The sequence below is a fragment of the Streptomyces sp. NPDC059166 genome, assembly GCF_042755185.1.
Taxonomy (GTDB): Bacteria; Actinomycetota; Actinomycetes; order Streptomycetales; family Streptomycetaceae; genus Streptomyces.
Map to the genome: position 1 here is coordinate 205,119 of NZ_JBHZCI010000006.1, position 12,895 is coordinate 218,013.

Sequence of the window (12,895 nt, forward strand, 5' to 3'; positions counted from 1 at the left end):
ACCGACTGAGACGCCTGATCCCACGATCCGAGAGAAGCGCAAGCCACCCATGCCCACGCGCCACGACATCCGTAACGTAGCCATTGTCGCCCACGTCGACCACGGCAAGACCACGCTGGTCGACGCCATGCTCAAGCAGGCCGGCTCCTTCGCCGCGCACGCCGCCGAGTCGCTCGACGACCGCATGATGGACTCGAACGACCTGGAGCGTGAGAAGGGCATCACGATCCTCGCCAAGAACACGGCGGTGAAGTATCACCCCAAGGACGGCGGGGACCCCATCACGATCAACATCATCGACACCCCCGGCCACGCCGACTTCGGCGGCGAGGTCGAGCGCGGTCTGTCGATGGTGGACGCGGTCGTCCTGCTCGTCGACGCCTCCGAGGGCCCGCTGCCGCAGACCCGCTTCGTCCTGCGCAAGGCGCTGACGGCCAAGCTGCCGGTCATCCTCTGCATCAACAAGACGGACCGCCCGGACTCCCGCATCGCCGAGGTCATCGACGAGACGTACGACCTCTTCCTGGACCTGGACGCCGACGAGGACCAGATCGAGTTCCCGATCGTCTACGCGTGCGCCCGTGACGGCGTCGCCTCGCTGACCAAGCCCGAGGACGGCACCGTCCCGGCCGACAGCGACAGCCTGGAGCCGTTCTTCTCGACGATCCTCTCCGCGGTCCCGGCCCCCGAGTACGACGAGGACGCCCCGCTGCAGGCCCACGTCACCAACCTCGACGCCGACAACTTCCTCGGCCGCATCGCGCTCTGCCGTGTCGAGCAGGGCGAGCTGCGCAAGGGCCAGACGGTCGCCTGGATCAAGCGCGACGGCACGATCTCCAGCGTGCGCATCACCGAGCTGCTGATGACCGAGGCGCTCACCCGCAAGCCCGCCGAGTACGCGGGCCCCGGTGACATCTGCGCCGTCGCCGGTATCCCGGACATCATGATCGGCGAGACGCTGGCCGACCCGGAGAACCCGATCGCGCTCCCGCTGATCACGGTGGACCAGCCGGCCATCTCCATGACCATCGGCACCAACACCTCGCCGCTGGTCGGCCGTGGCGGCACCGGCAAGGGCGCCGCAGCCAAGTCGGGCGTCAAGGACCGCAAGGTCACCGCCCGCCAGGTCAAGGACCGTCTGGACCGCGAGCTGATCGGTAACGTCAGCCTCCGGGTCCTGGACACCGAGCGCCCCGACGCCTGGGAGGTCCAGGGCCGTGGTGAGCTCGCGCTCGCCATCCTGGTCGAGCAGATGCGCCGCGAGGGCTTCGAGCTGACCATCGGCAAGCCGCAGGTCGTCACCAAGCAGGTCGACGGCAAGACCCACGAGCCCGTCGAGCGCCTCACGGTCGACGTCCCCGAGGAGCACATGGGCGCCGTCACGCAGCTCATGGGCGTCCGCAAGGGCCGTATGGACAACATGTCGAACCACGGCTCCGGCTGGGTCCGCATGGAGTTCGTGGTGCCCTCCCGCGGCCTCATCGGCTTCCGTACCGAGTTCCTCACGAACACCCGCGGTACGGGCATCGCCCACTCCATCCACGAGGGCCACGAGCCGTGGTTCGGCACGCTGACGACCCGTAACAACGGTTCGCTGGTCGCCGACCGCGCCGGCGCCGTCACCGGGTTCGCGATGACGAACCTCCAGGAGCGCGGCGTGCTGTTCACCGACCCCGGCACCGAGGTGTACGAGGGCATGATCGTCGGCGAGAACTCCCGCGCCGACGACATGGACGTGAACATCACCAAGGAGAAGAAGCTCACGAACATGCGGTCCTCGTCGGCCGACTCGTTCGAGGCGATCGTCCCGCCGCGCAAGCTCTCCCTGGAGCAGTCCCTGGAGTTCTGCCGCGACGACGAGTGCGTCGAGGTGACCCCGGAGGCGATCCGCATCCGCAAGGTCGTCCTGGACCAGAAGGAGCGCGGCCGCTCGGCCTCGCGCGCGAAGCACGGCTGAGACCGGCCCTGAGCGGGGCCTGAGGGCCCCGTCAACCGCCTGTACGAGCCATTGACACGAGGCCCGGCCCCCCGCGGACACTGTGGGGGGCCGGGCCTTTCGTCAACGTGATTTCCTGACCGACGTGTCCGGATATCGGGCAGCGCTCTCCGGAACATGTGTTAACAGTCCGTTTCGGGCGTGTCTGTCTGGGATCACTTTGTCCGGATTTCGGGCAACAGGGCCAACCTGATGTTGTCAAACCGAGACCCTTTAAGTGTGGTTTACAGCCCGGGGTTCCTTAATAGTTGGCTCCGTTGAGCTCGGGTCAATGGGTCGTCGCACTGTGGGGAGTGCGGACTCACGAGCACACTCGGGGCACTGAAAACGATCGCCGTCAGGGGTGTCGGTGGATCTCTCCAGTGCCCTGCTTGAAGTCAAAAGTGGACTCATGAGGAGGAAACCCATGCGCGGTGCCAAGAGCGCCAAGTGGGTCGCGGGAGCGGCAATCATCGCCCTGGCCGCGACCGCCTGTGGCGGGGGCGACAGCGACGACAGCAGCAACTCTGCTTCGAAGGAGAAGGGCAAGCCCGCGGGCTACGTCTCCGTCGACGTCGGTGAGCCGCAGAAGCCGCTGATCCCGGCCGACACCAACGAGTCGCTGGGCAGCTACGTCATCCAGGCCGTCTTCACCCAGCTGCTCGAGTTCGACGGCGAAGGCAAGATCGTCTACACGAACGCGGAGTCCGTGAAGTCGGACGACAACAAGACCTGGACGGTCAAGCTCAAGCCCGGCTGGAAGTTCCACGACGGCACCCCGGTCACCGCCGAGTCCTACGTCAAGGCGTGGAACTGGTACGCCAACATCAAGAACAACCAGCAGAACGCCTTCTGGTTCGAGGACATCAAGGGCTACGCGGACGTCCACCCGGAGAAGGGTGACCCCAAGGCCCAGGAGATGTCCGGCCTGAAGGTCGTGGACGACAACACGTTCACGATCGAGCTGGACAAGCAGGTCCCGTACTTCGAGTACAAGCTCGGCTACTACACCTTCGCCCCGCTGCCCGAGGTGTTCTACAAGGACACCAAGGCGTTCGGTCAGGCCCCGGTCGGCAACGGTCCCTACATCTTCGAGAAGTGGGACCACAAGAAGCTGATCCGCGTCAAGGCCAACCCTGACTACCAGGGCCCGAACAAGCCCAAGAACAAGGGCATCCTCTTCAAGAACTACGCGACCGTCGAGGCCGCGTACCAGGACCTGCTCTCCGGCAACCTGGACATGATCCGCCAGGTCGGCCCGAAGGACCTGCCGAAGTACAAGCAGGACCTCGGCGACCGCACGGTCGACCAGCCGTACGCGGCCGTCCAGTCGCTGGTCCCGACCTTCTACTCGAAGACCTTCAAGGGCATCGACCCGAAGGTCATCCAGGGTCTGTCCATGGGCATCGACCGTGCCACGATCACCAAGACCGTGCTCAACGGCACCCGTGAGCCCGCCACCAGCTTCACGCCTCCGGGCGTCGCGGGTAACCAGCACCTGGACACCGACGTGTTCAAGTTCGACCCGACCAAGGCCAAGGCCCTCATCAAGGAGGGTGGCGGTGTCCCGGACAACAAGATCTGGATCCAGTACAACGCCGACGGCGGCCACAAGGAGTGGGTGACCGCGGTCTGCGAGTCCATCCGCAACTCCACCGGGGTCGACTGCATCCCGGACGCCAAGCCGGACTTCCAGACCGACCTGGAGGCTCGTGACAACGACCAGGTCAAGTCGATGTACCGCGGTGGCTGGGTCGCCGACTACCCGCTGAACGTCAACTTCATGCGCGAGCTGTACGGCACGACCGCCGAGGCCAACAACGGCCGGTTCTCGGACAAGGCGGTCGACGCCGAGTTCAAGAAGGGCGACAACGCGGCCACCCTGGACGAGTCGATCAAGGCGTACCAGGAGGCGGAGAAGCTCGTCCTGCAGAAGATGCCGGCGATCCCGCTCTGGAACTACAAGATCAACGGCGGTTACGGCAAGAACGTCGACAACGTGTCGATCGACTTCCGCGGTGACTACGTCATGACGGACGTCACGGTCAAGTAACCACGCCTGAGGGCCCACTCGGCCATCAGCCCGCCCATACAGGCACGTAGGTCCCGGGGGCCGCGCTCCGCTATCCGGAGCGCGGTCCCTGGGCTGCATTCCCCCCAATCGGAGGCAAACATGGGGCGTTACGTCGCGCGGCGACTGCTCCAGATGATCCCGGTCTTCCTCGGCTCCACGGCGCTGGTCTTCGCCATGATGTACGCGCTGCCCGGCGATCCCGTGCGCGCGCTCGCCGGTGAACAGACCGTCGACCCCGCGCAGATCGCGGCCATGAAGAAGCACCTCGGTCTCGACCTGCCACTCTGGCACCAGTACTGGAACTACCTCACAGGCCTCTTCCAGGGTGACTTCGGTACCCAGATCGCCAGTGGGCGACCGGTGGCCGACATCATCACGGAGTCCTTCCCGATCACGATCCGGCTGGCCCTGTTTGCCTTCCTGTTCACGGTCCTCGTCGGTATCTCCATGGGTGTCTTCGCCGGCCTGAAGGCCGACACCCTCCGCGACCGCGGACTGCTCATCATCACGCTCCTGCTCATCTCGGTGCCCTCCTTCGTGCTGGGCTTCCTCGGGCAGTACTTCTTCGCCTTCCAGCTCGGCTGGGTCGACCCCAACGTCAGCCTGGAGGCGAACTCCAGCGAACTGATCCTCCCGGCCGTGGTGCTCGGGTCCCTGTCACTCGCGTACGTGGCACGGCTGACCCGTACCTCGGTCGCGGAGAACCTCCGCTCGGACTACATGCGCACCGCGGTGGCCAAGGGCCTCCCGCGCCGTCGCATCATCGGCGTCCACCTGATGCGCAACTCGATGATCCCGGTGGTCACCTTCCTCGGCACCGACCTCGGCTCCCTGCTCGGCGGCGCCGTCATCACCGAGGGCATCTTCAACATCAAGGGCGTCGGTTCCGCCGTCTTCGACGCGCTGCGGCACCGCGAGGGCGCCACGGTCGTCGGCATCGTGACGCTGATCGTCATCGTGTACCTCGCCGCCAGCCTGATTGTCGACCTGCTCTACGCGGTCCTGGACCCGAGGATCCGGTATGCCTGAGACGCTCAAGGAAACCTCCGCGGACGCCTCCGCGCCCATCGCCGCCGTACCGGCCCCCACGGCCGAGGTCGGCAAGGCCCGCAGCCTGTGGTCGGACGCCTGGCACGACCTGCGGCGCAGCCCGCTCTTCGTGATCTCGGCGATCCTGATCGTCTTCCTACTGATCATGGCGATATTCCCCGGCCTGTTCACCAGCGCGGACCCGCGCTACGCGGACCTGGCCCACCACTACCTCCAGAAGCCGAAGTGGGGGAACTTCTTCCAGCCGGACTGGTTCGGGTACGACATCCAGGGCCGCTCGATCTACGCCCGCGTGGTCTACGGCGCCCGCGCCTCGATCACCGTCGCCGTGGTCGTCACCGTCCTGGTGACCGTCCTCGGCACCGTGGTCGGCATGCTCGCCGGATACTTCGGCGGCTGGATCGACACCATCCTGTCCCGGGTCACCGACATCTTCTTCGGCGTCCCGTTCATCCTCGGCGCGATGGTCGTCCTGACCTCGTTCGAGGAGCGGCACATCTGGGTCGTCATCCTCGCCCTGGCCTTCCTCGGCTGGACGCAGGTCGCCCGAGTCGCCCGCGGCTCGGTGCTGACGATCAAGCAGGCCGACTACGTGATGGCGGCCAAGGCGCTCGGCGCCTCGACCACCCGCATCCTGATGAAGCACATCCTGCCCAACGCGATCGCCCCGGTGATCGTCGTCGCGACCATCGCGCTCGGCGGCTACATCTCGGCCGAGGCGTCCCTGTCCTTCCTGGGCATCGGCCTCGCCGAACCGACCGTGTCCTGGGGTGTCGACATCTCCTCCGGCCAGGAGCAGCTGCGTAACGCCGCGTTCGTGCTGATCATCCCGTCGGTCATGGTGTCGATCACCGTCCTGGCGTTCATCATGCTCGGCGATGCGGTACGCAACGCCCTCGACCCCAAGCTGCGCTGAGGGAGGCGTACATGACCACCATCGACAAGACGGCGGCAGTCCCCGCTCCGCGCGGGTCCGGCGACGAGAGCGGCCCGCTGCTCGAGGTCCGCGACCTGCACGTGGAGTTCCACACCCGCGACGGCGTGGCCAAGGCCGTCAACGGCGTCAACTACAGCGTCAGCGCGGGCGAGACCCTCGCCGTGCTCGGCGAGTCCGGCTCCGGCAAGTCCGTGACCGCGCAGGCGATCATGGGCATCCTGGACATGCCCCCGGGCCGCATCCCCAAGGGCGAGATCTTCTTCCGCGGCCAGGACATGCTCAAGATGTCCAACGAGGAGCGCCGGAAGATCCGCGGCCAGAAGATCGCGATGATCTTCCAGGACGCGCTCTCCTCGCTCAACCCGGTCCTCTCCGTGGGCTACCAGCTCGCCGAGATGTTCCGCGTGCACCAGGGCCTCTCCAAGAAGGAGGCCAAGGCCAAGGCCATCGAGCTGATGGACCGCGTGCGCATCCCGGCGGCCAAGGAGCGGGTCAACGACTACCCGCACCAGTTCTCCGGCGGTATGCGCCAGCGCATCATGATCGCCATGGCGCTGGCCCTGGAGCCCGACCTGATCATCGCGGACGAGCCCACCACGGCGCTGGACGTGACGGTCCAGGCCCAGGTCATGGACCTGCTCGCGGAGCTCCAGCGCGACTTCAACATGGGCCTGATCCTGATCACCCACGACCTCGGTGTCGTCGCCGACGTCGCGGACAAGATCGCCGTGATGTACGCGGGCCGGATCGTCGAGACCGCTCCGGTCCACGAGATCTACAAGCGCCCCGCGCACCCCTACACCAAGGGCCTGCTGGAGTCGATCCCGCGCCTGGACCAGAAGGGCCAGGAGCTCTACGCGATCAAGGGCCTGCCGCCCAACCTGCTGCACGTGCCCTCCGGCTGCGCCTTCAACCCGCGCTGCACGATGGCGCAGGACATCTGCCGTACCGAGATCCCGGCGCTGCGCCCGGTGACCGAGCAGGACGGCACCGAGCTGGCCGGCCGCGGCAGCGCCTGCCACTTCTGGAAGGAGACGATCCATGGCTGAGCTCGACAAGGAGACCGTGGACGCCACCCCGAACGTCACCGAAGTGGCGACCGTCGACGCGGCAAGCGAGACGGAGGCCGTCGCGGCCCTCGACGTCCCGGTGTCGCGCGGTGAGCCGATCCTGCAGGTGCGCAACCTGGTCAAGCACTTCCCGCTGACCCAGGGCATCCTCTTCAAGAAGCAGGTCGGCGCGGTCAAGGCCGTGGACGGGATCTCGTTCGACCTCTACCAGGGCGAGACCCTCGGCATCGTGGGCGAGTCCGGCTGTGGCAAGTCCACCGTCGCCAAGCTCCTGATGACCCTGGAGCGGGCCACCGCCGGCGAGGTCTTCTACAAGGGCCAGGACATCACCAAGCTGTCCGGCCGGGCGCTGAAGGCCGTGCGCCGCAACATCCAGATGGTCTTCCAGGACCCGTACACCTCGCTGAACCCGCGCATGACGGTCGGCGACATCATCGGGGAGACCTTCGACATCCACCCCGAGGTCGCGCCCAAGGGCGAGCGGCGCCGCAAGGTGCAGGACCTCCTGGACGTCGTCGGGCTCAACCCGGAGTACATCAACCGGTACCCGCACCAGTTCTCCGGCGGCCAGCGCCAGCGCATCGGGATCGCCCGCGGCCTCGCGCTCAACCCGGAGATCATCATCTGCGACGAGCCGGTCTCCGCGCTCGACGTGTCGGTGCAGGCGCAGGTCATCAACCTGATGGAGAAGCTGCAGGACGAGTTCAACCTCTCCTACCTCTTCATCGCGCACGACCTGTCGATCGTCCGGCACATCTCCGACCGGGTCGGCGTCATGTACCTCGGCAAGATGGCCGAGATCGGTACGGACACGCAGATCTACGACCACCCGACGCACCCCTACACCCAGGCGCTGCTGTCGGCGGTCCCGGTGCCGGACCCGGACGCCCGTGAGGGCCGCGAGCGGATCATCCTCGCCGGGGACGTCCCGTCGCCGGCGAACCCGCCGTCGGGCTGCCGCTTCCGCACCCGGTGCTGGAAGGCCCAGGACAAGTGCGCCACCGAGGTGCCGCTGCTGGCGATCCCCGAGCGCTTCAAGGCCTCGGACACGCCCGCCGCGCACGAGTCGGCGTGCCACTTCGCCGAGGAGAAGGACGTCGTCCACGCGGCGTAGCACCTGACCGGCATGGAGGACGCCCGGCACCCGTGAGGGGGCCGGGCGTCCTCGTGTTCCCGTGGCCCGTACGGCGGAGGAAGACATGCGACGGGGTGTCATATGGGGTGATATGAGGCATTGAGCCACTCAAGGGAACCCTAGGAGGCACTCGATGCGCGGAGCCACACAGGCCAGGTGGGCCGCATGCGCCGTCGCCGTGACCCTGGCCGCGACGGCCTGCGGCGGCGGCGGGGACAGTGGCGGGGGCGGTGGCGCCGACGGGATCGTGAGCTCCTCCTGGGGGGACCCGCAGAATCCGCTGGAGCCGGCGAACACCAACGAGGTCCAGGGCGGCAAGGTCCTCGACATGGTCTTCCGGGGCCTCGTGCGCTACGACCCCAAGACCGGCGAGGCCCAGAACGAGATCGCCGAGAAGATCGACTCGTCGGACTCGCAGAACTTCACGGTCACGATCAAGGACGACTGGACCTTCAGCAACGGTGAGAAGATCACCGCGAAGTCCTTCGTGGACGCCTGGAACTACGGCGCCGCGCTCAAGAACAACCAGAAGAACGCCTACTTCTTCCAGTACATCGACGGCTACGACAAGGTCCACCCCGAGTCGGGCTCCGCCTCCGCCGACACGCTGTCCGGCCTGAAGGTCGTCGACGACACGACCTTCACGGTCAAGCTGTCCCAGAAGTTCTCGCTCTGGCCCGACACCCTCGGCTACGCGGCCTTCGTACCGCTGCCCAAGGCCTTCTACGACAACCACGACGCCTGGCTCTCCAAGCCGATCGGGAACGGCCCGTACACCATCGAGAGCTACGCCAAGGGCTCCTCGATGAACCTGCGCAGGTGGGACGACTACCCCGGCGCGGACAAGGCGCAGAACGGCGGGATCGACCTCAAGGTCTACACCGACAACAACACCGCCTACACCGACCTGACGGCCGGCAACCTCGACCTCGTGGACGACGTGCCCGCCTCACAGCTCAAGAACGTCCAGGCGGACCTGGGTGACCGCTACATCAACACCCCCGCCGGCATCATCCAGACCCTCGCCTTCCCCTTCTACGACAAGGCCTGGGACACCCCCGACGCGGTCAAGGTCCGCCAGGGGCTGTCGATGGCGATCAACCGGCCGCAGATCACCGACCAGATCTTCCAGCAGACCCGTACCCCCGCGTCCGACTGGACCTCACCCGTCCTCGGCGCGGAGGGCGGCTTCAAGAAGGGCCTGTGCGGGCCCGCCTGTGTCTACAACAAGGCGGAGGCCAAGAAGCTGATCGAGGAGGGCGGCGGCATCCCCGGCGGCCAGCTGAAGATCTCGTACAACGCCGACACCGGTTCCCACAAGGAGTGGGTCGACGCGGTCTGCAACAGCATCAACAACGTCATGGGGAACAACAAGGCGTGCGTCGGCGGGCCCGTCGGCACCTTCGCGGACTTCCGCAGCCAGGTCTCCACCCAGAAGCTGACCGGCGCCTGGCGCGCCGGATGGCAGATGGACTACCCGCTGATCCAGAACTTCCTCCAGCCGCTCTACTACACCAACGCCCCTTCCAACGACGGGAAGTGGAGCAACCAGAAGTTCGACGACCTGGTGGACGAGGCCAACGCGGAGAACGACAAGGCGAAGGCCGTCAGCACCTTCCAGGACGCGGAGAAGGTCCTCGTCGAGCAGATGCCGGTCATCCCGCTCTGGTACCAGAACGGCAGCGCGGGCTACTCGGACCGGGTCGAGAACGTCTCGCTGAACCCCTTCAGCGTCCCGGTGTACGACCAGATCAAGGTCAAGTGACCCGCTGAGGCCGGGTGGCCGGTGCCGTACACGCACCGGCCACCCGGCCTTCCGGTCCCTCCGCCCGCCCGCCCCGCCCGCCAGAGGGGTGCTCTGCGGGGGCCGCCTGCCCCGGTGCCGCGCCTCCGCTCCCGGTTCCGCTCGACCGGGAAGGGCCCAGGGCGCCCCGCGCCGCCCGGCTCCTGCGTCCCCGCGACGCGGGGCACCGGACCCGCCCCTGATCCGGCACGACCGACAGGACACCCCTAGACCCCCGGAGCCCCTCATGGGACGTTATGTGATCCGGCGGCTGCTGCAGATGATCCCCGTCTTCTTCGGCACCACGCTGCTGATCTTCCTCATGGTGAACGTGATGGGCGACCCCATCGCGGGCCTCTGCGGCGACCGCCAGTGCGACCCGGCGACCGCCGCCCAGCTGCGCAGCGAGTTCGGCCTCGACAAGCCCGTGTGGCAGCAGTACCTGACGTACATGGGCAACGTCTTCACCGGCGACTTCGGGACCGCGTTCAACGGCCAGAAGGTCACCGAGCTGATGGCGACGGCCTTCCCCATCACCATCAGGCTCACCATCGTCGCGATCGTCTTCGAGATCGTCATCGGGATCACCCTCGGCGTCGTCACCGGCCTGCGCCGCGGCCGGCCCGTCGACACCACGGTGCTGATCCTGACGCTGGTCGTCATCTCCGTACCGACGTTCGTCACCGGACTCCTGCTGCAGCTCCTCCTCGGCGTCGAGTGGGGCATCATCAAGCCGTCCGTCTCCTCCGAGGCGCCCATCGACGAACTGATCGTGCCCGGGCTCGTCCTCGCCTCCGTGTCCCTCGCCTACGTCACCCGGCTCACCCGCACCTCGATCGCCGAGAACGCCCGCGCCGACTACGTCCGCACCGCGGTGGCCAAGGGGCTGCCGCGCCGCCGGGTCGTCGTACGCCATCTGCTGCGCAACTCCCTCATCCCCGTCGTCACCTTCATCGGCACCGACGTGGGGGCCCTGATGGGCGGAGCGATCGTCACCGAGCGGATCTTCAACATCCACGGCGTCGGCTACCAGCTCTACCAGGGCATCCTCCGCCAGAACTCCCAGACCGTCGTCGGGTTCGTCACCGTCCTGGTCCTCGTCTTCCTCGCCGCGAACCTGATCGTCGACCTTCTGTACGCCGTACTCGACCCGAGGATCCGCTATGCCTGAGCAGAAGCCGTGGGACGACGCGAGCGGCAGTGGGGCCATCTCCGGGGCCGGCGCGGGCGGCGCCATGGACCTCGCGGTGGAGGAGGGCGCCACACTGGAGAAGACGCCCGGCGGCCCCCAGGGCACCGGGCCCTCCGGCAAGCCCCGCAGCCTGTGGTCCGACGCCTGGCGCGACCTGCGCCGCAACCCCGTCTTCATCATCTCCGCGCTCGTCATCCTCTTCCTGGTGATCATCTCGATCTGGCCATCGCTCATCGCGGACCAGGACCCGCTGGACTGCGACCTGGCCAAGGCGCAGGAGGGATCCCAGCCGGGCCACCCCTTCGGCTTCGACGGGCAGGGCTGCGACGTCTACACCCGGACCGTCTACGGGGCGCGGACCTCCGTGGCCGTCGGCGTCCTGTCCACCCTCGGCGTCTCGCTCCTGGGCGGCCTGCTCGGCGGACTCGCGGGCTTCTTCGGCGGCACCTGGGACGCGGTGCTCTCCCGCATCACCGACATCTTCTTCGGCATCCCCGTGGTGCTCGGCGGTCTGGTCTTCCTGTCCGTCGTCACCAGCTCCACCATCTGGCCGGTGATCGGCTTCATCGTGCTGCTGGGCTGGCCCCAGATCGCCCGTATCGCCCGCGGGTCCGTCATCACCGCCAAACAGAACGACTACGTCCAGGCGGCCCGGGCGCTGGGCGCATCCAACTCCCGCATGATGCTGCGCCACATCACCCCCAACGCCGTCGCCCCCGTCATCGTCGTCGCGACGATCGCGCTCGGCACCTACATCTCGCTGGAGGCGACCCTCTCCTACCTCGGGGTGGGCCTCAAGCCGCCGGCCGTCTCCTGGGGCATCGACATCTCCGCCGCGTCCCCGTACGTCCGCAACGCACCGCACATGCTGCTCTGGCCGGCCGGGGCACTGGCCGTCACGGTGCTCGCGTTCATCATGCTCGGCGACGCGGTGCGCGACGCCCTCGACCCCAAGCTGCGCTGAGGAGTTGGCCGCCATGTTGCTCGAAGTGCGCGATCTGCACGTGGAGTTCCACACCAGGGAGGGAGTGGCCAAGGCCGTCAACGGGGTGAACTACAGCGTCGCCGCGGGCGAGACGCTCGCGGTGCTCGGCGAGTCCGGTTCGGGCAAGTCCGTGACCGCGCAGGCGATCATGGGCATCCTGGACATGCCGCCGGGACGGATCAGCGGGGGAGAGATCCTCTTCAAGGACCGCGACCTGCTGAAGCTCAAGTCCGAGGAGCGCCGCAGGATCCGTGGCCAGGAGATGGCCATGATCTTCCAGGACGCCCTCTCCTCGCTCAATCCCGTGCTCAGCGTCGGGCAGCAGCTCGGCGAGATGTTCGTCGTGCACCGGGGGATGTCGCGGGGCGACGCCAAGGCGAAGGCCGTCGAGCTGATGGACCGGGTCCGCATCCCGGCCGCCCGGCAGCGGGTCGGTGACTTCCCGCACCAGTTCTCCGGCGGTATGCGCCAGCGCATCATGATCGCGATGGCGCTGGCCCTGGAGCCGGACCTGATCATCGCGGACGAGCCCACCACGGCTCTGGACGTGACGGTCCAGGCCCAGGTCATGGACCTGCTGGCGGAGCTCCAGCGCGAGCTCAACATGGGCCTGATCCTGATCACCCACGACCTCGGTGTCGTCGCCGACGTCGCGGACAAGATCGCCGTGATGTACGCGGGCCGGATCGTCGAG

At 67.3% G+C, this 12,895-nt stretch carries 10 protein-coding genes; all 10 read left to right on the forward strand.

Annotated features, from left to right (window positions below; translation table 11 throughout):
• Nucleotides 1–49 precede the first annotated feature (49 nt).
• Nucleotides 50–1,957 carry a translational GTPase TypA gene (typA, locus tag ACFXOA_RS07125; RefSeq protein WP_385023471.1) on the forward strand — a complete coding sequence of 636 codons (1,908 nt, stop codon included), beginning with the start codon at nucleotides 50–52 and terminating at the stop codon, nucleotides 1,955–1,957.
• Between the two features lie 445 nt (nucleotides 1,958–2,402).
• Nucleotides 2,403–4,028: an ABC transporter substrate-binding protein gene (locus tag ACFXOA_RS07130; protein ID WP_385023473.1), complete on the forward strand. Its 1,626-nt coding sequence runs from the start codon at nucleotides 2,403–2,405 to the stop codon at nucleotides 4,026–4,028.
• 120 nt (nucleotides 4,029–4,148) lie between these two features.
• Nucleotides 4,149–5,078, forward strand: a complete 930-nt coding sequence (locus ACFXOA_RS07135) for an ABC transporter permease (protein ID WP_385023475.1) — start codon at nucleotides 4,149–4,151, stop codon at nucleotides 5,076–5,078.
• Entirely contained in the window at nucleotides 5,071–6,015 is a 945-nt protein-coding gene (locus ACFXOA_RS07140) for an ABC transporter permease (protein ID WP_385023477.1), read from the forward strand. The genes ACFXOA_RS07135 and ACFXOA_RS07140 overlap by 8 nt, the downstream gene beginning before the upstream one ends.
• 11 nt (nucleotides 6,016–6,026) lie before the next feature.
• Nucleotides 6,027–7,085 carry an ABC transporter ATP-binding protein gene (locus ACFXOA_RS07145; protein WP_385023479.1) on the forward strand — a complete coding sequence of 353 codons (1,059 nt, stop codon included), beginning with the start codon at nucleotides 6,027–6,029 and terminating at the stop codon, nucleotides 7,083–7,085.
• Entirely contained in the window at nucleotides 7,078–8,220 is a 1,143-nt protein-coding gene (locus ACFXOA_RS07150) for an ABC transporter ATP-binding protein (RefSeq protein WP_385023481.1), read from the forward strand. The genes ACFXOA_RS07145 and ACFXOA_RS07150 overlap by 8 nt, the downstream gene beginning before the upstream one ends.
• Before the next feature lie 154 nt (nucleotides 8,221–8,374).
• Nucleotides 8,375–10,006 carry an ABC transporter substrate-binding protein gene (locus ACFXOA_RS07155; RefSeq protein ID WP_385023483.1) on the forward strand — a complete coding sequence of 544 codons (1,632 nt, stop codon included), beginning with the start codon at nucleotides 8,375–8,377 and terminating at the stop codon, nucleotides 10,004–10,006.
• A 265-nt stretch (nucleotides 10,007–10,271) separates the two neighbouring features.
• Complete coding sequence (locus ACFXOA_RS07160) at nucleotides 10,272–11,195, forward strand: ABC transporter permease (protein WP_385023485.1); 924 nt, start codon at nucleotides 10,272–10,274, stop codon at nucleotides 11,193–11,195.
• Nucleotides 11,188–12,180, forward strand: a complete 993-nt coding sequence (locus ACFXOA_RS07165) for an ABC transporter permease (RefSeq protein ID WP_385023487.1) — start codon at nucleotides 11,188–11,190, stop codon at nucleotides 12,178–12,180. Before ACFXOA_RS07160 ends, ACFXOA_RS07165 begins: the two co-directional genes overlap by 8 nt.
• 13 nt (nucleotides 12,181–12,193) lie before the next feature.
• A partial coding sequence (locus ACFXOA_RS07170) for an ABC transporter ATP-binding protein (RefSeq protein WP_385023489.1) occupies nucleotides 12,194–12,895 on the forward strand: 702 nt, incomplete at its 3' end.

Coding starts and splice junctions, on each gene's coding strand:
- ACFXOA_RS07155 (WP_385023483.1), top strand. CDS start 8,375: ATGCGCGGAGCCACACAGGCCAGGTGGGCCGCATGCGCCGTCGCCGTG.
- ACFXOA_RS07135 (WP_385023475.1), top strand. CDS start 4,149: ATGGGGCGTTACGTCGCGCGGCGACTGCTCCAGATGATCCCGGTCTTC.
- ACFXOA_RS07150 (WP_385023481.1), top strand. CDS start 7,078: ATGGCTGAGCTCGACAAGGAGACCGTGGACGCCACCCCGAACGTCACC.
- ACFXOA_RS07160 (WP_385023485.1), top strand. CDS start 10,272: ATGGGACGTTATGTGATCCGGCGGCTGCTGCAGATGATCCCCGTCTTC.
- ACFXOA_RS07165 (WP_385023487.1), top strand. CDS start 11,188: ATGCCTGAGCAGAAGCCGTGGGACGACGCGAGCGGCAGTGGGGCCATC.
- typA (WP_385023471.1), top strand. CDS start 50: ATGCCCACGCGCCACGACATCCGTAACGTAGCCATTGTCGCCCACGTC.
- ACFXOA_RS07145 (WP_385023479.1), top strand. CDS start 6,027: ATGACCACCATCGACAAGACGGCGGCAGTCCCCGCTCCGCGCGGGTCC.
- ACFXOA_RS07130 (WP_385023473.1), top strand. CDS start 2,403: ATGCGCGGTGCCAAGAGCGCCAAGTGGGTCGCGGGAGCGGCAATCATC.
- ACFXOA_RS07140 (WP_385023477.1), top strand. CDS start 5,071: ATGCCTGAGACGCTCAAGGAAACCTCCGCGGACGCCTCCGCGCCCATC.